Annotated in this window: 17 protein-coding genes; 11 read left to right on the top strand and 6 right to left on the bottom strand. The window is 41.9% G+C overall.

The annotated features are described in order from the left end of the window. Window positions 1-9 precede the first annotated feature (9 nt). Genes QK890_RS07285 through QK890_RS07275 form a run of 3 tightly spaced genes read right to left on the bottom strand, consistent with a single transcriptional unit; the run spans window position 10 to window position 4,653 of the window. Window positions 10-1,161 carry a DUF4249 domain-containing protein gene (locus tag QK890_RS07285; RefSeq protein WP_022012227.1) on the bottom strand — a complete coding sequence of 384 codons (1,152 nt, stop codon included), beginning with the start codon at window positions 1,159-1,161 and terminating at the stop codon, window positions 10-12. Window positions 1,162-1,165: 4 nt separating this feature from the next. Further along, entirely contained in the window at window positions 1,166-3,916 is a 2,751-nt protein-coding gene (locus tag QK890_RS07280; RefSeq protein ID WP_250745952.1) for a TonB-dependent receptor, read from the bottom strand. Beyond that, complete coding sequence (locus QK890_RS07275) at window positions 3,913-4,653, bottom strand: hypothetical protein (RefSeq protein ID WP_367627284.1); 741 nt, start codon at window positions 4,651-4,653, stop codon at window positions 3,913-3,915. The genes QK890_RS07280 and QK890_RS07275 overlap by 4 nt, the downstream gene beginning before the upstream one ends. A 224-nt stretch (window positions 4,654-4,877) precedes the next feature. Between QK890_RS07275 and QK890_RS07270 the strand changes: the two genes are divergently transcribed. The 3 genes from QK890_RS07270 (at window position 4,878) to meaB (ending at window position 13,118) form a co-directional block, all read left to right on the top strand. Beyond that, window positions 4,878-10,658, top strand: a complete 5,781-nt coding sequence (locus tag QK890_RS07270) for an alpha-2-macroglobulin family protein (protein WP_367627283.1) — start codon at window positions 4,878-4,880, stop codon at window positions 10,656-10,658. Between the two features lie 271 nt (window positions 10,659-10,929). Then, entirely contained in the window at window positions 10,930-12,018 is a 1,089-nt protein-coding gene (locus tag QK890_RS07265; protein ID WP_022012231.1) for a DUF1573 domain-containing protein, read from the top strand. Window positions 12,019-12,026: 8 nt separating this feature from the next. Further along, a complete protein-coding gene (gene meaB, locus QK890_RS07260; protein ID WP_032539570.1) occupies window positions 12,027-13,118 on the top strand; it encodes a methylmalonyl Co-A mutase-associated GTPase MeaB in 1,092 nt (363 codons plus the stop codon). Between the two features lie 109 nt (window positions 13,119-13,227). Here the strand turns inward: meaB and QK890_RS07255 are convergent, their stop codons facing one another. Further along, window positions 13,228-14,136: a DMT family transporter gene (locus QK890_RS07255; RefSeq protein ID WP_005775500.1), complete on the bottom strand. Its 909-nt coding sequence runs from the start codon at window positions 14,134-14,136 to the stop codon at window positions 13,228-13,230. Between the two features lie 91 nt (window positions 14,137-14,227). Here QK890_RS07255 and QK890_RS07250 point away from each other — a divergent pair, with 91 nt between their 5' ends. The 4 genes from QK890_RS07250 to QK890_RS07235 are packed head-to-tail and all read left to right on the top strand — an operon-like array spanning window position 14,228 to window position 18,247. Next, window positions 14,228-15,055 (top strand): AAA family ATPase, encoded by an 828-nt coding sequence (locus QK890_RS07250; protein WP_005810392.1) that lies wholly within the window; start codon window positions 14,228-14,230, stop codon window positions 15,053-15,055. Window positions 15,056-15,076: 21 nt separating this feature from the next. Beyond that, window positions 15,077-16,093 carry a DUF4435 domain-containing protein gene (locus QK890_RS07245; protein WP_005810390.1) on the top strand — a complete coding sequence of 339 codons (1,017 nt, stop codon included), beginning with the start codon at window positions 15,077-15,079 and terminating at the stop codon, window positions 16,091-16,093. Then, window positions 16,065-17,312, top strand: coding sequence for a mechanosensitive ion channel family protein (locus tag QK890_RS07240; protein ID WP_005775502.1), 1,248 nt, complete (start codon window positions 16,065-16,067; stop codon window positions 17,310-17,312). The genes QK890_RS07245 and QK890_RS07240 overlap by 29 nt, the downstream gene beginning before the upstream one ends. A 41-nt stretch (window positions 17,313-17,353) precedes the next feature. Further along, entirely contained in the window at window positions 17,354-18,247 is an 894-nt protein-coding gene (locus QK890_RS07235) for an AraC family transcriptional regulator (protein ID WP_005775503.1), read from the top strand. Between the two features lie 299 nt (window positions 18,248-18,546). Here the strand turns inward: QK890_RS07235 and QK890_RS07230 are convergent, their stop codons facing one another. Both QK890_RS07230 and QK890_RS07225 read right to left on the bottom strand, forming a co-directional pair. Then, complete coding sequence (locus QK890_RS07230) at window positions 18,547-19,419, bottom strand: DUF4373 domain-containing protein (RefSeq protein WP_367627282.1); 873 nt, start codon at window positions 19,417-19,419, stop codon at window positions 18,547-18,549. A gap of 145 nt (window positions 19,420-19,564) precedes the next feature. Then, window positions 19,565-19,912, bottom strand: coding sequence for an SH3 beta-barrel fold-containing protein (locus QK890_RS07225; RefSeq protein WP_250736755.1), 348 nt, complete (start codon window positions 19,910-19,912; stop codon window positions 19,565-19,567). Window positions 19,913-20,959: 1,047 nt separating this feature from the next. Here QK890_RS07225 and upgY point away from each other — a divergent pair. The 4 genes from upgY (at window position 20,960) to QK890_RS07205 (ending at window position 25,819) form a co-directional block, all read left to right on the top strand. Beyond that, entirely contained in the window at window positions 20,960-21,496 is a 537-nt protein-coding gene (gene upgY / locus QK890_RS07220; RefSeq protein ID WP_005784914.1) for a capsular polysaccharide transcription antiterminator UpgY, read from the top strand. A gap of 19 nt (window positions 21,497-21,515) precedes the next feature. Further along, complete coding sequence (locus QK890_RS07215) at window positions 21,516-22,004, top strand: UpxZ family transcription anti-terminator antagonist (RefSeq protein ID WP_032532688.1); 489 nt, start codon at window positions 21,516-21,518, stop codon at window positions 22,002-22,004. 27 nt (window positions 22,005-22,031) lie between these two features. Next, the gene (locus tag QK890_RS07210) at window positions 22,032-23,351 is read left to right on the top strand and encodes a nucleotide sugar dehydrogenase (protein ID WP_032539567.1); all 1,320 of its coding nucleotides are present in this window, start codon (window positions 22,032-22,034) and stop codon (window positions 23,349-23,351) included. Window positions 23,352-24,355: 1,004 nt separating this feature from the next. Further along, entirely contained in the window at window positions 24,356-25,819 is a 1,464-nt protein-coding gene (locus QK890_RS07205; protein ID WP_234212701.1) for a polysaccharide biosynthesis protein, read from the top strand. Window position 25,820: the final 1 nt, after the last annotated feature.

Raw genomic sequence — 25,820 nt, 5'->3', positions numbered from 1 at the left:
CTTTTTAAGTTATTGGTGATCGTTGGGCCAGAACGAAGGTTTGTTTTTATTTCCTCCGTTATATTCACATTCTGTGCATCTTTGCAGCGTCCAGTTATCGATGTGTGTACCTGTTCCAACAGGACGATAGCCAGCCAGATATCTTGTCAGATAGGTGTTGTAGCCCATTTCGTTCAGATCATCGTCCGTCAGTTCCTCGCAATCTGTGTATCGGGGAGGACGTTCTATGTCATTGGGGCGAATATAGATTCTCTTTTCGACTATGTTTTTGTAAACCCCGACATAGCCGATGGCTCTTCGCTCAGGTTGAGTGGTACAACTGAGATTTCCCTGAACTTCGGAAGGTTGTGGAGTAAAGATTCCTCCCATGTCTTCATTTTGCTGTTGTACATTCAGATAATATTCATACCCTGCTTTACTCAGTGTCCGTTGTTGTACCAGTACACTGTATAACACTGTAAATCTATCTCCTTTTACCGGTGCTTCAAACAGCTTATTGTTTATGATCCGGTTCTCTTTCAGTGATTGGGTTGAACTGATCAATATATTTCTGGATAATTCTTTTTTCCAGCAATAGAAGGTAGGGTAACTGCTGTCCTCGTAAATGCGGTTTGTTTCCGGATCGAAGTAACAAGTTGTCATGTAATTAGCTCTAATCTCCCAGTCTTCTTTGTAATTCCACATGTAATATTGGGTTTTTCCGGGATCACCATGTGTAGATACCCGGATGGTCAGTGGCTGTTCTTTTACGGGCTGTATCCATGAAACACTGTCTATTTCAGGAGTTTCCATCGGTTCGGAGGGAGAAGAGATATAAATCTCTCCATTATATTCTATTTCTACTCCATAAGATACGTTGTTCTGTAATTCCCCGATGCTGATTTGATATTTGCCTTCTCCGATAGCCTTACCGGGATTACTCCGATAGCCGTCACTGCCGGTTACAATGATTTTGGCCTCAATGTCTCGATAGTTTTCCGGGGATTCTTCGGACAGTGGGACACTTTTACTTAATGAAAATACGACTTCCGTATTGGCAATGATGTCGCCGGTCACTACCAACAGTTCTTCGTCGGAAGTGGGAAGTTGTGCGTTAAATTCGGAGACACAACCTGTCAGGCAGAGTAGCAATAGATAGATAATATATTTTGATTTCAACATGGTGTTAGAATTTTATGTTATATGTAATGAAAGGAATCGGCACTCCGAAGATAGACATCTGGTACCCCTTTATCTGACCTTCTTCCGACACATAATAAACGGAATAAACATTTTTTCTTCCGGTGACGTTGTATATGCCGATAGAAATAGAACTATGCGTTAGTAGCGTCAGGTGATGGCTGGGCTCTATATTGAAAGAGATGTCTGTACGAAAGTAGTCCGGTATACGGTATGAGTTTCGTTCCGTGTAATAAGCCCGCATCGATTGTGTCGACTCATCATAATATTGTCCGGCAGGAATGGTTGTCGGACGTCCCGTGCTGTAGTCCACATTGATCGACATACTGTAGCGGTGCGTAAATTTATAGTTACCTACAAACTTGAAATCATGAGGCTTATCATATTCCGTAGGATACCAGTCACCGTTGTTTACCGGTTTTTCGATCCGTTTGTCATTCTGTCTCAAGAAAGTACGCGAATAGGTATAACTCATCCAACCGTTCAGTTTTCCAACCTGTTTTTTTACCTGCAGTTCCACACCGTAGGCGTGTCCTTGCGTGTTGATAACATCAGTTTCAATATGGTGGTTCATTAGCAGTTTGGCTCCTCCGCGATAGTCCAGATAATCGGACATCCGCTTATAATAACCTTCCACTGAGTATTCCCAGATACCGTTCGGAGAATTCAGGTAAAGTCCTGCCGCGGCTTGCCAACCTTTTTGGGGTTTAATGTTGACATCACTTAGTTTCCATGTATCGGTTGGCGACATGATGACAGTATTCGACAGTTTATGTATATATTGCCGCATCGAATTAAATCCTGCTTTAATTGAAAAATCATCCGTGAAGGAGTATCGTGCGGATAGCCGGAATTCGGGTCCGTGATAGGTTTTCATCACTTTTCCTGCTCCGGCAGTGATAGTATCTGTTATAGTCGATTCGTGCGGGAGTGTACCCGGTTCATATTTATAATACGAACGTGGCCCTAACGCATTGAATAGCGAATAGCGGATTCCTGCGTTGACAGACAGTTTGGGAGTGATTTCCCATTCATCACCCAAATAGAACGCCGTTTCCAGGGCTTTATCTTTTTGCAAAGCATCCTTTTTCACCAGTGATTCACTTCCTTCAGGTTCGTAAGTTCCCGAATTGATATTGTACAGCATTGATTTAAAACCAAAGTTTAATGTATTATTGCCGGTCAGTTTGTTTGTAAAGTCTGCCTTAACGAAATATTGATTAATGTCAAACGATAGCTTATATGCGCTTGAGGCATTGACTGTTTCCCGGTTATTGTAGTCGTAGTGATCGTATCCGGCCGAGAAATATCCCACCAGTCTCTCATTAAATACAGCCCTCCATCGTGCTGAGGCATTAAGGTTGTTGTAACCGTATTTTTCGTTTGAGTTGAAAGCAAAGCGGTCATGGCTATAATATCCGTAAATATTAAGGCTGTGTTTATCGTTGAACTTATGTGCCACAATGGCGCCCAGGTCATAAAAACCGGCGGTGCCGTCTTTGTAACCGCTTTTTTCCGGAAGTTGTTTCATAATCCAGTCGGAATATGTAGTACGTCCGCTTAGTAAGACAGATGTCCTGTCTTTGATGACCGGAATCTCCAGATTCAGCTTGCTTGTCACCAGTCCGATACCCGCCGAACCTGTGAACTTTTCTTTATTGGCCTCTTTGCCGGTGATATCCAGAATAGACGAGATACGTCCGCCATATTGTGCGGGGATGCTGCTTTTATATATTTCGGCCTCTTTCACCATGTCCGAATTGAAAGCGGCGAAGAAGCCAAATAAGTGGTTGGGGTTATAAATGGTTCCGTCATTAAGTAAAATCAGGTTTTGGTCGGTAGCTCCGCCACGTACGTTGAATCCGCTTGAAGCTTCACCTACTGTTTTTACTCCCGGCAAGGCTTGTACCATCTTCAGAATGTCCACTTCCCCCAAAGCCATTGGGATATTTTTCAGCTGTGTAGGGCGCAAAGTCTCAGCTCCCAGCTGTGTGCTCTTTACATTCTGTATGCGTCCGGAAGTAATGGTTACTTCGTCCAGCATATGTGTACTCTCTTCCAGTTCTATATCGAGTGTTCCGTCACTGAAAAGCATGATTTGACGTCGCGTATCTTTTACATTCAATCCTTTTATGTCCAATTGCTTATGTCCGGTAGGAAGCTCAAGGGTAAAGTTACCCTTTGCGTCTGTTGTTGTCGCTATCCATGGGTCCTTTAAAATCAGATTGATACCGATCATGGGCTCACCGGTTTTAAAGTTAGTCACTTGCCCTTTGAGTGTCGCTTTCCGGGGGCGTTGTTTGATCCGTACATCTCCTACATTATATACTTTGTTTTCTGAAGATGCTTTTTCCGGTTCGTCTCTCAGATAAGTATATACATCCCCATAGTAACCTTCATCTTTTTCCGGTTCGCCTGTCAGTGTGGGAGGCAATAGTGTGATAAGCTCCTGTTCTTTCAGCACGAATAAAATGTTCCCATATACCGATAGTTTATAGGGTGTCGGTGCCAGTGCTTCTTTCAACTGCTGTAAAGGCGTAGTCTTTCCTCTTACCAATACCTTGAAGGAGGTGTCAATGGTAGTATAAATTCTGTAGGATGTATTTTTCTCCATTGATTCCAGTAGGGTATCAATGGTTATACTGTCGGCAGGAAGTGAGAGCGGCTGTTGTGCCACTGCTTGTTGCGGCCACCAGAATAACAGGGGCAGCATCCATAGGTATATATTCTTTTTCATCGTGTCTGTTTGGGGGCTATCAATTCTTCACAATAGTTTGTAAGGGCTGTCAGGGAGGCGTCAGTATCATGACGGAAGTTTAGCTTCTGTTTTCGTACATAGCGGTTTATCAGTTTACGCTGTTCCGAAAAGATCCTGGCAAACGTCTTTTTGTTACTGACGGAATAATATACTCCGTTGTACTCCAGATAATATTTTGCTTTGTACGTGAAATATTCAGTCTGGTGTTTGCCGGTTTTTATTATTTTTTCCGCACTGATATGAGCAATATAATATTTTTTGCGTGCCAATAGTCTCAATTCTTTTCCATTGTGCAGTAATTCGTAAAATCCTTTGTCCAGATTTGTATTTGGCGTTGGACGGAAGTAGATGAATGTAGCATTGTGTAGTTTTACCTGTTCGATTCCTTCGTTATTAATAATAATGCTATGACGGCTACCGGGATTCAGAGCCGAAAGTTGGTCTTTGTACAAATCCAGGTGAAGGGCCAGACCCGGATACCGGTTACCTCTGAAGATGATCTCTCCGGAAGTAAATTCGTCACTTTGAAAATAAGGGAGATTTTCGTATTGAGCAAGACTGTACGTAAATTCTATTTCACCATTATAAATGGTTGCATGGTCTCCTGCCGCTTTCAGATAACTTTCTATCGGATGGGTTTGTGAGTAGATTGCTTCTCCATTGAATAATAATGCGGTAATCGCCAGCATATACTTCAAGTAATGTCTGTTTTTCATAAGATGTTGTGTGTTGGTTTGTGATTAGATTAATGGTTGCGATTACAAAGTTAACTGAAAAAGTCTTGTCGTTTTCACTTTTGCGTTAAAAGCTCTTAATTTTACTCATGCTGGTTATGGAAATATGCCCGATCTGTTCTCTTTTTTTATAAGAAAAAGAACAAATCTTTAAACTTTATTTTGTTACTTTGTTAATTATGTATTGATACTTAAACTTTTAAGATATGAAGATTAGACTAATTTGTATTATCGTGTTACTTTCTATGGGAATGATGTCATGGACACATGCCCAATCATACGATAAGTTATGGAAGCAAGTGGAGCAGGCCCAACAGAAAAGCCTGCCCGAGACTATCGTCCGGTTGACCGGTGAAATTTATAAGAAAGCTGAAATTGAGAAGAACTCTCCTCAAATGCTGAAAGCCTATGTCTGGCAGATGAGATTCAGGGAAGAAATCACTCCGGATAGTTTCTATGTGTCGTTGAACGGATTAGAGCAGTGGGTGAAAACTACAGATAAGCCACTGGACCGTGCGGTTCTGCATTCGCTTATCGGCAGTATGTATGCCGATTATGCTTCTCAAAATCGTTGGAAACTAAACCGCCGTACAGATTTGGAGGAAGTGACTCCCTCAAATGATATCCGGGAGTGGAGTAAAAATCAGTTTGTAACGAAAGTGATGTCAGAGGCAGCCGTAACGTTTCAGGATTCCTTGTTACTGCTCGATACTTCATCCCGAAGTTACATTCCTTTTGTCGAGCTGGGGGTAACAAGTGATTATTATCATCATGATATGTATCATCTCTTAGCTTCCCGTGCCATTGCTTCATTAGAGAGTTTATCCGGGTTGGGCAGTGATTCTCTGATAAATGCACGTATCGAAGGGATTTATCGACACATGATGGATTCATATCGCCGGACCGATAATCCGGACGCTCTGTTGCTTACTAACTTGGATTATCTGCAGTGGAAAAGGCGCACCGATCCCGGTTTTCGTCCTTATCATGCTCCTGAGGGTAGAATCGGGCTGACGCAAGATCCTTATCTGGGAGCATTGAATAAACTGATTGCTGAGAACCAGTCACGTGACATTTGTGCCGAGGTTTATTTACTTAAGGCCCAGGAGGCGGTGAATGCCGGCGTACCTGCTTCCGGATTGCAATTGTGTGATGAGGCCATTTCCCGCTATCCGGCTTATCACCGTATTAATGCCTTGAGAGAGCTGAAGCAGGATATCCTGAGCCCGGATTTTACAGTGCAGACGCCGTCAGCGGTTTATCCCGGTGAGGAATTCGACTTGAAAGTCAGTTTTAAGAATCTGAAGAGTTTCGCAGTTCAGTTGTATGCGATCAATTTGCCGGTTCGCCCCAATGCAGTGGAAGTACCTGATGAAACATTCTTAAAGAAACATGGGCGCTTGCTTTCGTCGGTGCATTATGTCCTTTTCCCGTCTGGTGACTATAAAATGCAAGACTCTATATTTCATATGAAAGCTCCTGAAACAGGTCTCTATGCCCTCCGTATTGTTCCGGATGCTGATGTTCGTTCTAATTCTGCGAAGTTTCTGTCTTCCACCCGCTTCAAAGTGCTGACCCGCTCTTTGCCTTCCAAGCTAAGTGAGGTAGCTGTACTCGATGAGATGAGTGGGAAGCCTATAGAGGGGGTTCTGCTTTCAGTCTTCGACCGACAGAACAAACAGCTTCTGACCGCTACCACTAATGCTGAGGGGAAAGCACAGTTTGCTTCATCAGGAGAGTACAGATATCTGACGGCTGCCAAAGGAGCCGATACGGCTATGCCTCAAATCTATTTATGGGGTGGGAATTATAACTTTACAGATGATACAAAGCCGGTTTCTGGCGTAACTTTGCTTACCGATCGTTCTCTTTACCGTCCGGGACAGACTGTCTATGTGAAAGGGATTGCTTATGAACAGTATCCGGATTCTGCCCATGTGCTTGCCGGGCGAGAATATACACTGACACTTACAGATGCCAATGGGCAGGAAGTGGGTACAAAGAAGTTGCGTACCGGTGATTTCGGCTCTTTTACCGCTGAATTCGTATTACCATCCGTTTGTTTGAACGGCACTTTCAGCCTGAATACTCAAAATGGTTTCCGTACCATTCAGGTTGAAGATTATAAACGTCCTACATTTGACATTACATTTGAGCCGGTGACTGAAAGTTATCGTTTAGGGGACCGTGTCGAATTGAAAGGGAATGTCAAGACTTTCAGCGGTGTGCCTTTACAGGATATTCCGGTTACTTATACCATAACCCGTTCCCTTTGTTCCTGGCGGATGTGGGGAGTGAATCCCGTCATATTGGCTTCTGACACCGTGCGTCTGGGGGCAGATGGAAATTTTGAGCTCCCTGTTGACCTGAAATCCGATACTTCAGGCTCCGACCTTGACGATGGTGATGACACTTCTTCCTATTATGACTATAAAGTACAGGTCTCGGTCACGAATGTTGCGGGCGAAACGCAGACTTCGGAAATCAGCCTGCGGGCCGGAAAGACTTCCTTGCTGCTATTTGCCGATATAAACGGACTTATCTGTAAAGACGATTCCATAAAAGCTACTTTTCAGGTAAATAATCTGGAACGTAAACCGGTTGCCGTCGAAGGCAGTTACCAATTGTTCTCTATTTCAGGTTATGAGGAATCCAAAGCTGTGAAAGATCAGAAGGTTTCTGCTCAGGCAATCCTTTCAGGTTCGTTCAGATCCAATGAAGAGACGTTATTGTCCGACTGGAAAACACTACCTTCCGGTGCTTATAAACTTGTAGCTTCTGTGACGGATGCCCAGGGACGTAAATCAGAAACGGAAAAGGTTGTGATCCTTTTCGCTTTGAATGATAAACGTCCACCGGTGTCCATGCCTTTATGGTATTATGAGGTAAATACCCGGTTTGATGCAGAACATCCTGCACTATTCTACTTTGGAACTTCCGAAAAGGATGCTTATGTACTTATGGATGTATTCAGTGGTAACAAGCATCTGGAGAGCAAACTTCTTCATTTGTCCGATTCGCTTGTCCGTTTTGAGTACCCTTATCGGGAGGCTTATGGAAATGGTTTGGGCATTACTTTTGCATTTGTTCGTAAAGGAATAGTTTACGAACAGGAAGTAAGTCTGACAAAGCGTTTGCCCGATTATACTTTGAATATACGCTGGGATGTATTCCGTGACAAATTACGTCCCGGACAGGAAGAGGAATGGAAGCTGACGATCCGGAATCCACAAGGATCACCGGTTTTGGCCGAGATGTTGGCTACCATGTACGATGCTTCACTGGATAAAATCTGGAAAGCTGACCAGTCTCTGCAGCTATATTATCATCTTTCCGTTCCTGTTTCCCATTGGAGGAGGGACTATGCAGATTCGAACTATTTCTATTTTGGTTTCCGTCAGCGTAGTTTGAAAGTACCTTCTTTCAGTTACGATCATTTTGTATTACCTCCTGTCGGATATGCTGTTGCCGAGGTGTTGTCGATAACCAATGATGCCGCTCCGGTTACCCGTTATGCTCGTATGCGTGGAATGGGAGCTATGAAACAACAAATGAAAAGCGAGGCCGCAGACGATGTTCTTTTTGAATCCGAAATGATTTCTGTTTCACAAGACGCGGGGGCTGTAAATCAGGCAGACCATTCGGCAGTGAATAGGGCTGCAGATATAGAGTTACGTACCAACTTTGCTGAAACAGCTTTTTTCTATCCGCAACTTCATACTAATGCTCAGGGTGAGGTCAGCTTCTCTTTCCGTATGCCGCAAAGCCTTACGACCTGGAATTTCCGTGGTTATGCCCACACACAGAATATGATGACGGGTCAGATAAATGCTACTGCTGTTACCAGTAAAGAGTTTATGCTTACCCCAAATCTGCCGCGGTTTGTCCGGGTGGGAGACCATACTTCCATCGCTGCTTCTGTCAGCAATCTCACAGGTAAAAGCATGTCGGGTACAGTGAAACTTGTGCTTTTCAATCCTATGACGGATCAGGTGATATCTACCCAGCAAAAGAAATTTAATGCCGGGTCCGGACAGACTGTCGGGGTGGATTTCCTGTTTACGGTTACTGATAAATATGAAGTTCTGGGATGCCGGATGATAGCCGAAGGAGGCAATTTGAGCGATGGTGAACAACACCTGCTTCCGGTTCTCAGCAATAAAGAGAATCTGACAGAGACCTTACCTATGCCTGTCCGTGGTGAACAAACGCGTACTTTCTCTTTAGCAGACCTTTTCAATCATCATAGCAAGACTGCAACCAACCGGCGTTTAACCGTTGAGTTTACTGCCAATCCGGCTTGGTATGCCGTACAAGCATTGCCAGCGTTGTCGCAACCCAGAAATGATGATGCCATTTCATGGGCTACTTCCTGGTATGCCAACACAATGGCCTCTTACATAATGAATGCCCAACCACGTATTCGAGCTATTTTTGACAGTTGGAAACTCGGGGGAGGCACCAAAGAAACTTTCCTGAGTAATTTGGAAAAGAATCAGGAAGTGAAGAATATCCTTCTTTCCGAATCTCCCTGGGTGATGGAAGCTACCTCGGAAAGCGAACAAAAAGAACGCATTGCCACTCTATTCGATTTGAATAATATCCGTAATAATAATGCAGCAGCCTTACTGAAACTACAGGAACTCCAATTACCTGATGGTTCGTGGAGTTGGTATAAAGGAATGGACGGTAGTCTTTTTGTTACCGATTTTATTGTGGAGCAGAATGCACGTATAGCCCTGCTTACAGGAAAACCACTGGAAGGCGCAGCCTTGAATATGCAACGGTCGGCTTTCAACTATCTTCATAAAGAGGCCTTACAGGAATATCGTTCTATTCGTGAAGCCGAAAAAAACGGCAGTAAATCACAAGGAATTTCACGAAGTGCATTAAAGTATCTCTATCTGGTTGCTATTTCTGACGAAAAAGTGCCGGCATCCATGAAAGAAGCATATACCTATTTCCTTTCAAGAGTTGCTCCGTCATTGTCTCAGCAGTCTGTAACCGAAAAAGCTTGGTCGGCCATTATCTTGCAGAAAGTAGGCAAGGTGAAAGAGGCTCAGGAGTTTATGGCATCCCTTAAAGAATATCTCACTCGGACAGATGACCAGGGTATGTTTTTTGATACAGCCGACAGTCCATATACTTGGAATAACCTGAAAGTACCTGCCCATGTGGATGTAATGGAAGCTTTTGAACGAGTGGGAGAGGATGCACAGGTTGTTGAAGAAATGAAAATGTGGCTTTTAAAGCAGAAACAGACCCAGCAATGGGATTCTCCGGTAGCTACTGCAGATGCTGTTTATGCTCTGCTTTACAATGGAACTAATTTACTGGATAATCAAGGAGATGTCCGTATTGTTCTTGGCAATGAAGTGTTGGAAACGGTAAGTCCTGCCAAAACGATTGTTCCGGGATTGGGCTATGTTCGGAGGACTTTTACGGACAGAAAGACCGTAGATGCCGCTGAGATTATTGTTGAAAAACGAGATCCGGGTATTGCCTGGGGAGCAGTATATGCACAGTTCGAAGAGAGTCTTGATAAAGTAGTTCGCCAAGGGAGCGGTCTGGATGTAGATAAGAAATTATATGTGGAAACGATTGCTCATAACAATCGTCAGTTGCAACCGATTATTGGTAAAACTCAGTTAAAGGTTGGTGATAAAGTGGTAGTCCGTCTGACTGTCCGTCTTGATCGTACGATGGATTTTATACAGTTGAAAGACCAGCGCGCTGCCTGTCTCGAACCGATTGAAGTTCTGTCCGGATATCGCAATGTTGGTGATGTCGGTTGTTATGTAGCAGTAAAAGATGCTTCAACTGATTTCTTTTTCGATACCTTGAATAAAGGAACTTATGTTTTAGAGTATAGTTACCGTGTCGATCGTGCAGGAAGTTACGAAACAGGAATTGCTACTATTCAGAGTGCATATGCACCCGAATATGCAGCCCACTCAGCTTCGTTTCGCTGTAACGTATCTCAATAAATAAAATTAAATATTTTCAGGAGGGTGTGTCGAAATTTTTTTCACCACGGAGTAACACAGAGTATCACAGAGTCTTTTTATTGATAATCAACAACCTAAAATCGTCTCTGTGTTACTCTGTGTCCTCTGTGGTGAGTTTTGACGCAGCCCCTGTTTTTTTTGAGTAAAGCCACTATGTCCTGTGCTTAAAAATATGTAATCAGTGGCAGATTCTCGACGAAAACTCCTATTTTTGTACTTTAAACAACTAACAATAATAAAATAGGAACGAATGAAACGTAGTTTACTCTTCATATTTACTTTACTTACTATTACTTTATCGGCTGTAGCTCAACCTCGTATCTCTTCTAATAAGGAGACCCATCATTTCGGACAGATTGAATGGAAGCGTCCGGTTTCTGTAGAGTATACTATTACCAATACTGGTGATAAACCTTTGGTACTGACTAATGTTACTACCTCTTGTGCTTGTTCGGTTGCTAACTGGACGAAAACTCCGATTGCTCCCGGAGAAAAAGGAACGGTTAGTGCTACGTTTGATGCAAAAGCGTTGGGGCATTTCAATAAATCAATCGGCATTTACAGCAATGCGCAGCCTGGTTTGGTTTATCTGAACTTCGATGGAGAGGTGGTTCAGGAGATCAAGGATTTTACTAAAACCCATCCCTATGCAATCGGACAAATCCGGATTGACCGTACAGATATAGATTTTCCTGATGTACACAGCGGAGAGAAACCGGTCATTACATTGGGGGTAGTCAATCTTTCCGATCGTCCATACGAACCTGTATTGATGCACCTTCCGCCTTATCTGAAAATGGAAACTAATCCTACCGTCCTTTTGAAAGGTAAGAAAGGAACCATTACCCTGACACTTGATACCAAACAACTGATGGATTTAGGTTTGACTCAGTCTTCTGTTTATCTGGCTCGCTTTGCCGGTGATAAAGTGAGTGAGGAAAATGAAATCCCCGTGTCAGCAATACTTCTTCCTGACTTTTCAGGAATGACCGAGCAAGATAAAGCTTTAGCTCCTGCTATTCGTCTGTCCGAATCCAAGATTGATTTAAGCCGGGTTTTGGTTAAGAAAAACAAAGCCCGACATGACATTGTTATCACTAACACAGGTAAGTCTCCTTTGCAGATCAGTAAACTGCAAGTATTCAATCCTGCGGTAGGTGTTGCTTTGAAGAAGACTATACTGCAGCCGGGCGAAAGTACCCGCCTGAGAGTGACTGTCTTGAAAAAGAATCTTGGAAAGAAGAAGAGACACTTGCGAATTCTGATGATCACCAATGATCCGGTACAGCCGAAAGTGGAGATCGATGTAAAAGCTACGAGTAACGAATCACATAATTAATATCTGCCATGGAACATCCTGAAAATAACGAAGCATATAAAGGTTTGGTTGTGAATGCAGGCATTGAACAACCGTCATCTGTAAATCCCTATCTGAAGCGAAAAGTAAAAAAACGCCAGTTGTCGGTTAATGAGTTTGTGGAGGGCATTGTCAAAGGGGATGTGACGATTCTGAGTCAGGCTGTAACTTTAGTGGAAAGTGTGCGTCCCGAACATCAGGCTACCGCACAGGAGGTCATTGAAAAATGTCTGCCTTATTCCGGTAATTCGATTCGTGTAGGTATCAGTGGTGTGCCGGGAGCCGGTAAAAGTACTTCGATTGATGTCTTTGGATTACACGTTCTTGAAAAAGGAGGTAAGTTAGCTGTTTTAGCTATTGATCCGAGTAGTGAACGCAGCAAAGGAAGTATTTTGGGTGATAAAACCCGTATGGAGCAGCTTTCTGTACATCCTAAATCATTTATACGCCCCAGTCCCTCTGCCGGTTCGTTGGGAGGAGTGGCCCGTAAGACTCGTGAAACGATTATTCTATGTGAAGCTGCAGGGTTCGATAAGATCTTTGTGGAGACGGTAGGAGTGGGACAAAGTGAGACGGCAGTTCATTCAATGGTCGATTTTTTCCTGTTGATTCAGTTGGCCGGTACGGGAGATGAACTACAGGGCATTAAAAGAGGGATTATGGAGATGGCTGACGGTATTGTGATAAATAAAGCTGATGGCAATAACATTGACAAAGCCAAGTTGGCGGCTGCGCAATTCCGTAATGCTTTACATCTTTTCCCGGCTCCGGATTCCGGATGGACACCGCGTGTACTTACTTATTCGGGATTCTATAATCTTGGAGTAAAGGAAATATGGGATATGGTGTACGAGTACATCGATTTTGTGAAAGGTAATGGCTATTTTGAATATCGTCGTAACGAACAAAGCAAATACTGGATGTATGAGAGCATCAATGAACAGTTACGTGACAGCTTTTATCACAATGCCAAGATTGAATCGATGTTGCAAGAAAAGGAGCAACAGGTGCTCAAGGGAAATCTCACCTCTTTTGTTGCTGCCAAGAGCTTACTCGATACTTATTTCGAAGATCTGAAATAACGATGAAGAGGTGTCAAAATTCGTATTCACCACAGATTACACAGATAATTATTATTGGTTGTCAGTAGATTAAAATCATTTTGTGTAAATCTGTGTAATCTGTGGTGAGTTATGACACACCTTCCAAATCTGCCTTCGATTTACTTTGAGTCACAAAGTAGACTCCAAGAAATACCAATGCAATCGCAACTCCTTTTTCCCAGCCGAAGCTTCCGATTCCCATTAAGATCGCCGCTATGGAAGCAACAATGGGTTGCACATAGTTATACATACTTACTACTGTAGGGCGCATCAGTTTTTGTGCAGTCATGATGCAGATGTAAGCAATGAAGCTTCCGCATAGTACCACATAAAGTACCTGATAAATGGCAGCGGTCGAAATACTGTTCCACTCGATGCCCGCTATATCCTGATAAGAAAAAGGAATATAGCATATAGATGCATAAATAAACATCCACTTATTAATTGTGATGGCCGAATAGCGTTGGGATAATCCTTTGAATACGGTCAGGTAGATAGAGAAGCTGAGTTGGGCGATCATACAAAGTAAGTCTCCCCAGATGCTTCCTCCTCCTGCGCTTGTCGCCTGACTGCTTAAAATCAAGATCAATGCTCCCATTGCTCCAATGAAAATTCCCAATACCTTTTTGTTTGTAACCGGTTCTTTCAGATAGATAGCTGCCACAATCATGGTGATGATAGGTGAAGTCGTTGTTACGATAGATGCGTCTATCGGAGAAGTGAGAGACAGGCCGAATATAAATATTCCCTGATTGAAAACAAGGGCGAACAGAGAAGCGAAGAAAATTTTCAGCATGTCACGGTGTCCTACCTGCTCTTGTTTACAGAAAGCGGAAAGTATCCAGAAAGCTGCTGCCGCCCCTACCATGCGAAAGGTGGTTACCGAAAGTGCCGAAAACTCTGTCAATGCCGATTTGCCGATAGGGGACATTAATCCCCACATCACGTTGGCCGTAAATGCCAGTGCATGTCCTTTCAGATTCTTATCAATCTCCATACCGAATGTTACCTTTATTGAAAACTGATGCAAAAGTAACTAATTTATCGTTTGAATTTTCTATATTTGTTTAATTTAAATGCAACCATTTATGGAACTATCAGCCAATTATATCAAACGAATTGAAATAAACGGATTATGGGACCGGTTCAACATAGTCTGGGACCTTCGTCCGGATGTCAATATACTATCCGGTATCAATGGAGTAGGAAAAACTACTATCCTGAATCGATCGGTCGGTTATCTTGAACAGTTATCAGGCGAAGTAAAGAGCGATGAAAAAAACGGGGTACGTGTCTTTTTTGATAATCCGGAAGCTACTTACATTCCGTATGACGTGATCCGCAGTTACGATCGTCCGCTTATTATGGGAGACTTCACAGCCCGTATGGCAGATAAGAATGTGAAATCCGAGCTCGACTGGCAACTTTACCTGTTACAGCGCCGCTACCTTGACTACCAGGTCAATATCGGCAATAAGATGATCGATCTGCTGAGTAGTAATAACGAAGAAGAGCGCGGCAAAGCAGCTACTCTTTCAGTAGCCAAGCGCCGTTTTCAAGACATGGTCGATGAACTGTTCAGCTATACCCGTAAAAAAATAGACCGTAAACGCAATGATATTGCTTTTTATCAGGATGGTGAACTTCTGTTTCCTTATAAGCTTTCTTCCGGTGAGAAACAGATGTTGGTGATCCTGCTTACCGTACTTGTACAGGACAATGCCCATTGCGTTTTGTTTATGGACGAACCCGAAGCTTCATTGCACATCGAATGGCAGCAAAGATTGATTGCGATGATCCGTGAACTGAATCCGAATGTACAGATTATACTTACCACTCATTCGCCTGCAGTCATCATGGAGGGATGGCTCGATGCAGTAACCGAAGTCAGTGATATTGCAACCAGTTATAAATAGCATTTAACCAAAACACGACCTATGGCAATTAGTCTTAAAGATAATCTGACCTCTTCCTACTTCAGTGCAGCCCATAAGCTGTACTCTAAAAAGGCACGCCGCCGAATCGTTGCTTATGTTGAGAGTTATGATGATGTAGCTTTCTGGCGTACCCTGCTTGAAGAGTTTGAGGACGAAGAACATTATTTTCAAGTGATGCTTCCTTCCGCTACATCGTTGGCCAAAGGCAAGAAGATGGTGTTGATGAATACTCTCAATACCGCTGAGCTCGGGAAAAGCCTGATTGCTTGCGTAGATAGTGACTATGACTTTCTGTTGCAGGGAGCTACCTCCACCTCGCGTAAGATTAACCGTAACAAATATATTTTTCAGACCTATGCCTATGCCATTGAGAACTATCATTGTTACGCCGATAGCTTGCATGAGGTTTGTGTACAGGCAACTTTGAATGACCGTCACCTCATTGATTTCAACGAGTTTATGAAGCGATACTCCCGGATCGTTTATCCGCTTTTCCTATGGTCTGTCTGGTTTTATCGCCGCCATGATACTTATACATTTTCCATGAGTGAGTTTAATGGCTGTGTTCGCTTGCACGATGTTAGCCTGAGACATCCGGAACGCTCTCTGGAAGTGGTGAGACGTTCGGTTACAGCTAAGTTGTCCGAATTGTCTACACGCTTTCCGCAGGGGCTCGAAGAGATCGACAGATTATCGGCCGAACTTGAAAGGCTCGGAGTACTTCCTGATACTACTTATTTGTTTGTTCAAGGGCATCATATTATGGATAATGTAGTGATGAAAGTGCTGACTCCCGTCTGTACGGCTTTAAGGCGCGAGCGTGAACAGGAAATCAAGAAGTTGGCAGAACACAATGAACAATTTCATAACGAACTGACTTGTTATCAGAACAGTCAGGTGAATGTGGAAGTAATGCTCCGCAAAAACAGTGCATACAAAGATTTATACCTCTATCAATGGTTGAAAGAAGATATTAAAGAGTTTTTATATGGAACAAATAACCGAAAAGATAAATAACTTATTCGTTTCTTGGGGATTTAACAGCAATGAAGTAGGTCCTATTATAACACTGATACTGATTATCGGTGTTGCCTTTCTGGCTGACCTTATTTGCCGTCATATCCTTTTGAAAGTGGTTGCTAAATTAGTGAAAAAGACCAAGGCAACCTGGGATGATATTGTATTCGATCGTAAAGTACTGATTTATCTCAGTCATCTTGTCCCCCCCATCATTATTTATGTGTTGATTCCTTTGGCAATTCCAAATGTAAGTGCCCTCGATTTTATTCGTCGTATCTGCATGATTTATATCATTGCGGTTTTTCTACGTTTTATCAGCGCATTTCTATCGGCTGTTTATCATGTATACAGTGAGCGAGAGCAGTTTCGTGATCGACCATTGAAAGGTTTGTTGCAAACAGCACAAGTGATACTATTTTTCATTGGAGGAATTGTTGTTATCAGTGTATTGATAGATAAATCTCCGATGGTGCTGCTCACCGGGCTTGGTGCTTCGGCTGCCATCCTGATGTTGGTGTTTAAAGACAGTATCATGGGATTTGTGTCCGGCATCCAACTTTCTGCAAATAATATGCTGAAAGTAGGTGACTGGATTGCTATGCCCAAATACGGAGCTGACGGTACGGTGATTGAAGTGACGCTCAATACAGTGAAGGTGCGCAATTGGGACAATACCATCACTACCATTCCTCCCTATCTGCTGGTCAGTGATTCTTTTCAGAATTGGCGGGGTATGCAGGAGTCCGGTGGGCGGCGTGTGAAACGTTCTATCAATATCGATATGAACAGTGTCAGATTCTGTACCCCCGAAATGCTGGCTAAATATAAGAAAATCCAATTGTTGACCGATTATGTGGAGCAGACCGAGAAGGTGGTGAAAGAGTATAATAAAGAACATCACATAGACAACTCTATTTTGGTCAATGGGCGACGCCAGACCAATCTTGGCGTGTTTCGCGCCTATTTGACGAACTACCTGAGAAGTCTTCCCGACGTGAATAAAAATCTCACTTGCATGGTACGCTATCTTCAGCCCACCGAACAAGGTATTCCGGTCGAACTTTACTTTTTTTCTGCTGTGAAAGAGTGGGTACCTTACGAAGGAATCCAGGCCGATGTATTCGATCATCTGCTTGCCATTATTCCGGAATTCGGATTACGTGTATTCCAGAATCCTACGGGAGAAGATTTTAGGGAGTGGAGTAGAAGAAATTAAAAAAGTGTATTATATTTGTAGCTAATAATACTATATTAGCTATGAATGCACTACAAAGCAACATTATCCGGGAGATCACTCCGTTGTCTGACAAGGATTGTTTTTATATTGCCGAACGGTATAAAACGGAGTTTACCTATCCCATTCACAACCATGCCGAGTTTGAGCTGAACTTTACGGAGAAAGCCGCCGGAGTACGTCGCATTGTCGGCGATTCGGCAGAAGTGATCAGTGATTATGATTTGGTTCTGATTACTGGAAAAGACCTGGAACATGTATGGGAGCAGCACGATTGCCATTCAAAAGAGATCCGTGAAATAACGATCCAGTTTTCCTCCGATCTCTTTTTTAAAAGCTTTATCAATAAGAATCAGTTCGATTCCATTCGTGATATGCTTGAGAAAGCTCAGAAAGGTCTTTGTTTTCCGATGTCGGCCATCCTTAAAATCTATCCTCTGCTCGATACCCTGGCATCCGAGAAACAGGGGTTTTATGCTGTTATCAAATTCCTGACTATCCTTTACGAACTGTCACTTTTCAACGAAGAGGCTCGTACGTTGTCAAGTTCTTCTTTTGCTAAAATCGGCATTCATTCGGATAGTCGTCGCGTACAGAAGGTGCAGGAATATATTAATGCCCATTATCAGGAAGAGATCCGCCTGAATCAGCTGGCCGATATGGTAGGAATGACTCCGGTATCTTTCAGTCGCTTCTTTAAATTGCGTACCGGCAAGAACCTTTCGGACTATATCATTGATATTCGTTTGGGGTTTGCTGCCCGTCTGCTGGTTGATTCTACTATGTCTATTGCTGAAATCTGTTATGAATGCGGGTTTAATAATCTTTCTAATTTCAATCGGATTTTCAAGAAGAAGAAAGAATGTTCACCCAAAGAGTTTCGTGAAAACTACAGGAAGAAAAAGAAACTGGTATAATCTTATGTGAGAATACTTACCCTCAATTAACATTGTTAACGCCATTTCTCCGTTATTTTATTTATGTGCAAATAACAAGCCTTCTACATTTAAAACACTTGCTATTTGCATTTAAAGAACAAGCTTTAACGTAGCGTTAAAACAAAGCTTTGGGCGAGAGAAATCTTGTGCTTTAAAAACACTGTGTTTTAGTTTGTTAAGCACACTCTTTACTTCTTTGTTTCACTGAATCCCTTTCTGGTCAAAAGCCTGTATACTTGTTTTTTTGTCAACTACAAATCGGGGACTGACACTCCCTGCTATCTTCTTTTCGCCTTGTTTAGCGCCGCTATCAGATATCTTCCTTTGGCTCCGATATCGCTCCAGCAAGTGTTTGCAATCAGTTTCCATACCGTCGTTCCCTTCCTCCCATAGTCCGACAGCCTGAGTATGGAGTTTACTTCCCCGGTGTCGGTAACGCTCAATCTCTTTAGCGTGTCCATCAGTCCCGAGTAATTGTGCGTCATTGTATTGAAGGCGTATCCCGGTATCTGTAGATAAGCAGAATCCTCCTTCCGCTCTTCCCCCTCCCCTTCAGGGGGAGCTGAGGGGGGTAATTCTTTACTTTCCTCTGCTTTACTTTCCTTTACTTTACTTTGTCCGGAATCGCATGCATTTTTTGCGTCAACGGCTACATGATGTACTACGTTTTTCGGGTTAACAGGTGTTTTTTCCTCTTTGAACAGCTCCGGTCGCTGAGTTTCCTGTGGTGTAGAAGGAGCATCGGGTTTTCCGTTTTCCTTTTCCGGTTTTACTATCAGATAGGGGAGCTTCGACAGTTCTCTTTTCCTTCGCTTCGTAGCTTCCAGCCATACCTTTTGTATGCTTTCTGAAGTCAGTATTCCGTTTTCCCGATAACTGTTTTCGTCCAGTATTCCTTTGATGAACAGAATCTTGATGATTCCCTTCACCTCTTCTGCTTGCACTTCTCTCCCTGCCTTGTTTGCGAAAATCAGGCACTGTTCTTCATCCCACCGTATGTAGTATCCCTCCTTGTAAATCTTGCACATCAGTTTCAGCACAATTGCCGACCCTTTTATTCCATATTTTACTTCTATCACTTCCATTGCGTTCTCTTCCATGAAGTTTACGCTCACCGGAAAATAATTGATCCCGTCGTATGCTATTGCCATATTTGTTTTTTTAGATTAGTTGTTTGCTTTATTTGCAATACTTTTACTGCGGATTACACGAGATTCGCATAGAATATCAGAATCGATCCGTCGGTTAGGATGAATAATTATCTGTGGAAATCCGTGTAATCTGCGGTGTCCGCTTTTACACCACCGGCCTCCACTCCATGAAATTCTCCACTTGAAACGTCGTCCACCGCTGTTCGTCCACATTCCAGTACACAACCGCCCCCTCTACTTCTGTGGGATCATATTCCCTATGGAACTCCGCTTCGTAATAAATCAGTGTTGCTTTCGCCAGTTGGAAACTCCCGTTCTGTTTTCGGTAAGCCACTGCCGCATGTCCATATTGCATGTGATCCAATAACGCTTCCAGGCGTTCCGCCATCCATTCCGCACACGATTCGGTGTATCCTTTCTCGAAGACGATACGTCTTTCCCATTTTAGTCTCATGGCTTCACTTTGTGATGCCGGCCTTTTTTTTCGTTTCATACATATACGATTTTAAAGTTTATAAATTGTTTGTCGGCCCGAAGGTAGAGTGTTTGCCGATTAAGTTGGAGTATAATAATTCATGGTGTGTTTTCTTGTCTATTTTATGCCAATGGATTTATCTTGTAATGTTTCGTTCCAGATGGTGTTTATTTCCTTTAGAATGGTGCTGAGCTTCAATGGAATGAATATTCCGTTTCGAATATTTCCTAATAGTTTTTTGTCATTTATATATCGGGCTAACGCAATTTGTGATGTCTCTTTTTTTATACCCATTGCTCCATTTTGATAGAGTGTGATTAGTAGCTTTAAGCATTCGTAGTGTTTCAAAACAATCCCTTGTATAGGTTTCTCCTTTTTTCGTCCCCTGTTTGACTTAAGACTTTTATTGTCAGATGTTTGCTTGTTGTCTGTTTTGTTTTTTTTGAGTTCCTTTTTTTTCTTCTTGTTGTTTGTTTTCGTAGTTCATACTCTTTTTAATTTTAGTGATTTTTATTTGTGTAAAATATGGCAAAGGTATGGACGAAAAATTTAGTAAACTTGCAAATACAGGATAAATTGTGGAATTTGATTTCTTTTTGTCGGTAAATTGATGATTTATAATGCGATAGTTTGGCAGAGGAGGGATGTTTCAAAAAACGTTCGTTTATTTGAACGCAAAGATAAGGGGTATTTTCATAATAGCAAAATGTTTAATAAAAAAAATGATTTACACTCTTGACTTTCTGCTTTAATGTATTAATTGCCAAACAGATACTTCTGAATAAAAATCTTTTTTTTATCTGTCTGATTTTATTTCTCGATAATGAATAAATGAATACAAAAACAGTGTTCAATCAGACGAACGTTTAAAAACACGTTTTTTTAGTGTAATTCGTTCGTTTATAGTTTCTTACCAGATAGGTAATGAGTAGCTGCAAGAAACCGTGGCAAGAGAGTACAAATCTTGCCGTATATTACATAAAGTACTCGCAAGTGATTGAATTTCAAGTATGTGCAAGAAATTCAAAGCCCCGGGAGAATGTCCTTTTCTGAAATAATCGAATAATGGAAGTGGAGAAAGAGACCGAAATATGGTTCGCTATGCGTGCCACATACCGTCGTGAGACTGACGCTATGCGGTTGCTTGCGAAAGAGAACTTGGGCTGTTTTGTCCCCATGCAATACAAGATAAGTATAAAGAAAGGAAAAAAAGTCCGTGTCTTGGTTCCTATCATTCACAATCTGATTTTTATTCACGCTTGTCCTTCCGAAGTGAAGCGTGTCAAGTCTATGGTTGCTTATTTGCAATATATCACCGATACCCGTAGCGGCAAGAAGATAATTATCCCCGACAATGAAATGCAGCGTTTCATCGCTGTAGCCGGCACCTACAGTGACCATCTCCTATACTTTCAACCCGATGAACTCAACCTGTCCAAAGGCACCAAAGTCCGTATTACGGGTGGTGACTTCGAGGGTCAGGAAGGTGTTTTCCTGAAAGTGAAAGGCGCCCGGGATCGTCGCGTGGTCATTGCTATACAAGGTGTCATAGCAGTTGCCATGGCCACCATTCATCCTGATCTTATAGAAGTAATCAAATAATTCATAATTCAAATTTATTATGACTCTTTCCGAAGAAGTAGCTTCCCTTCAGCGTGCCGCGCACGACCTGATGTATTTGGGCATGGACGGGAGTCCCATTTACAGCGATGACTTGTCCCGCCGTAACAATGAAGTTTACCGCTTGACCACAACATTGTATAATTCCGGTGTCAAAGGTTCCACGGTTGAAGAGCAGGCCTCTGTCTGTCTCGCTCTCCTGATGGGTTACAATGCATCGTTCATCGACCACGGAGAAAAGCGCAAACATGTCCAGAAGATATTAGATCGTTGCTGGGATATCCTCGATACTCTTCCCGCTTCGCTATTGAAGCTTCGCCTGCTTACTGCCTGCTATGGTGAGGTATTCGACGAGCCTTTGGCTGACGAAGCCCGTGCAATTATCGCTTCTTGGGATTCGGTATCACTTACTACTGAACAGCAAGAGGCTATCAACGAGTTTCAGACTGTGGTGGATAATCCTTATCCGTGGGAGTATGTTGAAGAATAAAGATTATTATTAAACCTAATTTTTTTCATGCGCGAATTTAATAATATAAAAATTGCCGTAGCCGGAACCGGTTATGTCGGGATGAGTATTGCCACTTTACTGGCACAGCATCACGAAGTGGTGGCAGTCGATGTACTGCCTGAGAAAGTAGAGAAAATCAATCAGAAGATTTCTCCCATTCAAGATGATTACATCGAACAATATATGGCCGAGAAACCGTTGCGTCTCTCAGCGACCCTTGATGGAACCGTAGCATACTCTAAGGCCGACTTTGTGGTTATTGCTGCTCCTACAAACTACGATCCGGTAAAGAACTACTTCGACACTCACCACATAGAGGATGTCATCGACCTTGTGCTCAGAGTCAATCCTGATGCCATAATGGTTATCAAATCTACCATACCTGTAGGCTACTGTCGCAGTCTATACGTTAAGTATGCACAGCGAGGAGTCAAGCAGCTTAACTTGCTTTTCTCTCCCGAGTTTCTCCGCGAGAGCAAGGCACTTTACGATAATCTCTATCCCAGCCGCATCATTGTGGGAACTCCGAAGATGATGAACGGTAGCTGTTTTGACGCTGAGAACCAAGCCATCCGGGCAGTAACCGATGTACCTATGCTCGTGCAAGCCGCCAAAACGTTTGCAGCTTTGCTGCAAGAAGGAGCAATAAAAGAAGATATCCCTACCCTTTTTATGGGCATTAAGGAAGCGGAAGCGGTGAAACTTTTTGCTAACACATATTTGGCGCTACGTGTCAGTTATTTTAATGAACTCGATACTTATGCCGAAGTAAAAGGATTGGATGCACAATCTATTATAGAAGGTGTAGGGCTCGACCCGCGCATTGGTACTTACTATAACAATCCCAGTTTCGGTTACGGTGGCTACTGCCTGCCCAAAGATACTAAGCAGTTGCTTGCTAACTATGCCGATGTACCTCAGAACATGATGACTGCTATTGTGGAGAGTAACCGTACCCGCAAAGATTTTATCGCCGATCAGGTGTTGCGGAAAGCCGGTTATTACACTGCTTCCAGTCAATGGGATGCCAAGAAAGAACAAGATGTCGTTGTTGGTGTCTTCCGCCTTACCATGAAATCCAACTCTGATAACTTTCGTCAGTCATCTATACAAGGTATTATGAAGCGCATCAAGGCCAAAGGTGCCCAGATTATCATCTACGAGCCTGCGCTCGAAGATGGTACTTCTTTCTTTGGTAGTACGGTAGTAAACGATCTAGCCAAGTTCAAACAGATGAGCGATGCCGTTATTGCTAATCGTTACGATGCTTGTTTGGATGATGTGGCAGATAAAGTATTCACTCGCGATATTTTCTGCAGAGACTAGTAAACGTTTAATTTTCACATCTTCCTGTTCAGATTAGTTGTCATAGTCATAGCTTTGCATAGTTATCAAAATAACGATAGTATATAGTAGTGGAGATTTAGAAAAGCTTTGATTCTTCTGTTAATTAGAGGAATCAGTCTAAAAATGTATTGATAGAAAGCTTTTTCCAGTAGGGAGTTACTTAATTCAGCATTTCACAAATGACCTTCTAGTCGCAAGAAAACAATAGTTTCAGTGGATATTATTGCTATGTCGACCTCTGAAGCTTTAGAGGAAACCTTCTTTTTGTCTAAGGATGGACGTAGCGTTTGTATGTTGATGTCTGAGAAACAGTCTTCAACTTTCGAACTTGCACCTTTGCAAGCGAGGGGTGATTGCATGAAAATAAGATTTTAAGGGGATAAAAGTGCTTACTGGGTAGATTGGAAAGATATAGTCTCTATTCATTGAAAGTTCCGATTGATGCTTAGGGTAGAAATCTGAAAAAGTTGCAGACTGATTCAGTTGCTAATGCAAAAGTTTGGCTAAACCTCTTCGTGAAACTGCTAAATATCGTGGTTTCTATGATGCTCTTCACAATTTGAAGTTTGTGGCCACTAGTCGAGATTTGACCAAAGTTGGGCGTGGTGGTAGTCAAAATGGCTTGGATGACACAGAGAATTGCTTTTGTTTTCTCCCTTCATGCGAGAATCTGGGGTAAAATAACTAACATGAAAAATACAACACTTACTTTTAAATTGAGTTATAATGAACTCATAAGCTATCGCTGGGGAACGCTTATTGTAAGCACTGGATGAAAACGAGTCACCGAAAGGGAGAATGGCTAAACTCGAAGGTAAGAATACTATCGTAGGTATATCCACCATGGTAAGGATGACAAAAAAACTCCTGTTATATCTATAAAGAATACTGCAAAAATAATAATGGCAAAAAACTCTTCTTCATCAAATAATAATCTAATTGTAAAGAATACTGCGTTTCTGTATTTTCGAATGATATTCTCAATGGGTATTACGTTGTATACTTCAAGATTAATCCTGACTACTCTTGGTATAGAAGATTTTGGCATTTATAACGTAATTGGAGGCATGGTTTCAATGTTTTTGTTCCTGAATACTGCAATGAGCAATGCGACATCTCGATTTTTTACTTTTGAAATTGGCAAAGGGAAGGATTCTGAAATATCAATTATTTTTTCTGTTTCATTGACGACTCATTTGATTATTATTGGTGTTATCTTTCTTTTATGTGAGAGCATAGGAGTTTGGTTCTTAAACTCCAAAATGGTAATTCCTGAAGATAGATTATTTGCTGCCAATGTTGTACTTCAAGTCTCAATTATTGCTTCGCTTATTAATATTCTTCAGGTGCCATATAGAGCAATTGTTGTCTCTTATGAGAGGATGGACATGTATGCCTATATAGAAATTTTTAATGTAATATTGAAATTATTGATAGTTGTAGCATTGATGTATGCTACATATGATAAACTGATAACATATTCATATTTATATCTTGCTACCTGTGTCGTTGTTTTTCTTATTTACGCAGTTTACGCTAATTTTAGATGTACTGGTGCAAATTTTAGTCCAAAATTGGATCGAGTTATACTAAAACCGATGTTAGCCTTTACCGGTTGGGATTTTTATGGCAATGCTAGTGTAGTAGCGAGAACTCAGGGTGTAAATATGCTCTTGAATATGTATTTTGGTCCTGTACTTAACGCAGCCAATGGTATTGCGACACAGGTACAGGGTGCAGCTATGAGTTTTGCAGCTAATGTAATGACTGCGTTTAAGCCTCAAATTATCAAAAGTTATGCATCTGACGATTTTGATCGGATGAATCAACTTACATTCGCAGCAGGAAAGTTTGCAACAGTATTGATGCTTCTTACTTCTATACCCTTAATGATAGAGATGGAGTTTGTATTAACAGTATGGTTAGGAGATTGGCCCAAATATACTGCAGACCTTTGTCGTTTAACTATTCTTTTTAATATGTTATCTAATCTATCGGCTGTTTTGATTATGGGTATTCATGCTACAGGAAATGTTAGAAGACCTAATGTGATAAACGGAACTATATATCTTCTTGTAATACCAATTACTTATATGATTTATAAATATATTGGAGCTGGACCACTATTGCCATTTGTTATTAATATCATAGCTGTTATTATAGGGCTGTTATGCAATATGTGGACATTAAGCATTCTGGTTCAATCGTTTAAACTTAAGAAATTTTTCGTGTCGATTTTTATCAAATGTTCTGTTATAGGCTTAGTAACCTATGGATTGACCTATATAATTCATACATTATTAGTAGAAGGTTGGGGAACACTGTTTTTTATAATTTGTATTAGCAGTATAATATTACTCTTTCTCTCATATTCTATATTAATGGATTCAACTGAGAGAGATTTCATTAATAAGATAGTTAAATCAAAAGTTCATAACTTTAAATAAT

The organism is Bacteroides sp. NGMCC 1.200775, assembly GCF_040798045.1.
In the GTDB taxonomy this organism is placed as follows: domain Bacteria; phylum Bacteroidota; class Bacteroidia; order Bacteroidales; family Bacteroidaceae; genus Bacteroides; species Bacteroides hominis.
Note: the sequence above shows the minus strand (reverse complement) of the source record. Positions and strands in the feature narration are given on the sequence as shown.

What these genes read in the sequence shown, in the direction of transcription:
- QK890_RS07270 (WP_367627283.1), top strand. Translation starts at nt 4,878, where the DNA reads ATGAAGATTAGACTAATTTGTATTATCGTGTTACTTTCTATGGGAATG.
- upgY (WP_005784914.1), top strand. Translation starts at nt 20,960, where the DNA reads ATGGAAGTGGAGAAAGAGACCGAAATATGGTTCGCTATGCGTGCCACA.
- meaB (WP_032539570.1), top strand. Translation starts at nt 12,027, where the DNA reads ATGGAACATCCTGAAAATAACGAAGCATATAAAGGTTTGGTTGTGAAT.
- QK890_RS07205 (WP_234212701.1), top strand. Translation starts at nt 24,356, where the DNA reads ATGGGTATTACGTTGTATACTTCAAGATTAATCCTGACTACTCTTGGT.
- QK890_RS07235 (WP_005775503.1), top strand. Translation starts at nt 17,354, where the DNA reads ATGAATGCACTACAAAGCAACATTATCCGGGAGATCACTCCGTTGTCT.
- QK890_RS07245 (WP_005810390.1), top strand. Translation starts at nt 15,077, where the DNA reads ATGGCAATTAGTCTTAAAGATAATCTGACCTCTTCCTACTTCAGTGCA.
- QK890_RS07280 (WP_250745952.1), bottom strand. Translation starts at nt 3,916, where the DNA reads ATGAAAAAGAATATATACCTATGGATGCTGCCCCTGTTATTCTGGTGG.
- QK890_RS07255 (WP_005775500.1), bottom strand. Translation starts at nt 14,136, where the DNA reads ATGGAGATTGATAAGAATCTGAAAGGACATGCACTGGCATTTACGGCC.
- QK890_RS07225 (WP_250736755.1), bottom strand. Translation starts at nt 19,912, where the DNA reads ATGAAACGAAAAAAAAGGCCGGCATCACAAAGTGAAGCCATGAGACTA.
- QK890_RS07240 (WP_005775502.1), top strand. Translation starts at nt 16,065, where the DNA reads ATGGAACAAATAACCGAAAAGATAAATAACTTATTCGTTTCTTGGGGA.
- QK890_RS07265 (WP_022012231.1), top strand. Translation starts at nt 10,930, where the DNA reads ATGAAACGTAGTTTACTCTTCATATTTACTTTACTTACTATTACTTTA.
- QK890_RS07230 (WP_367627282.1), bottom strand. Translation starts at nt 19,419, where the DNA reads ATGGCAATAGCATACGACGGGATCAATTATTTTCCGGTGAGCGTAAAC.
- QK890_RS07285 (WP_022012227.1), bottom strand. Translation starts at nt 1,161, where the DNA reads ATGTTGAAATCAAAATATATTATCTATCTATTGCTACTCTGCCTGACA.
- QK890_RS07210 (WP_032539567.1), top strand. Translation starts at nt 22,032, where the DNA reads ATGCGCGAATTTAATAATATAAAAATTGCCGTAGCCGGAACCGGTTAT.
- QK890_RS07215 (WP_032532688.1), top strand. Translation starts at nt 21,516, where the DNA reads ATGACTCTTTCCGAAGAAGTAGCTTCCCTTCAGCGTGCCGCGCACGAC.
- QK890_RS07250 (WP_005810392.1), top strand. Translation starts at nt 14,228, where the DNA reads ATGGAACTATCAGCCAATTATATCAAACGAATTGAAATAAACGGATTA.
- QK890_RS07275 (WP_367627284.1), bottom strand. Translation starts at nt 4,653, where the DNA reads ATGAAAAACAGACATTACTTGAAGTATATGCTGGCGATTACCGCATTA.